The sequence below is a fragment of the Pseudomonas sp. Pse1 genome, from assembly GCF_024519635.1.
Lineage (GTDB): Bacteria > Pseudomonadota > Gammaproteobacteria > Pseudomonadales > Pseudomonadaceae > Aquipseudomonas.
Genome location: NZ_JALJRO010000099.1, coordinates 1 through 361 on the forward strand (window position 1 = coordinate 1; position 361 = coordinate 361).

General features: G+C 48.5%; 2 tRNA genes. Both read left to right on the top strand.

The window, feature by feature from the left end:
• Positions 1 to 73: 73 nt before the first annotated feature.
• Positions 74 to 150 (top strand) — tRNA-Ile (locus NR126_RS28555).
• A 29-nt stretch (positions 151 to 179) separates the two neighbouring features.
• Positions 180 to 255, top strand: a tRNA-Ala gene (locus NR126_RS28560).
• Positions 256 to 361 lie beyond the last annotated feature (106 nt).

The window sequence follows — 361 nt, forward strand, 5'->3', positions numbered from 1 at the left end:
CATCAGCTGCTGCATAAGCTCCCACACGAATTGCTTGATTCATTGAAGAAGACGATAGAAACAGTCCGAAATTGGGTCTGTAGCTCAGTTGGTTAGAGCGCACCCCTGATAAGGGTGAGGTCGGCAGTTCGAATCTGCCCAGACCCACCAATTTTGTGTGGAAAGACCTGTAGCGATACGGGGCCATAGCTCAGCTGGGAGAGCGCCTGCCTTGCACGCAGGAGGTCAGCGGTTCGATCCCGCTTGGCTCCACCATACTGCTTCTACTGTTTAAAGCTTAGAAATGAGCATTCCATCGAGGTGATGGTGAATGTTGATTTCTAGTCTTTGATTAGATCGTTCTTTAAAAATTTGGGTATGT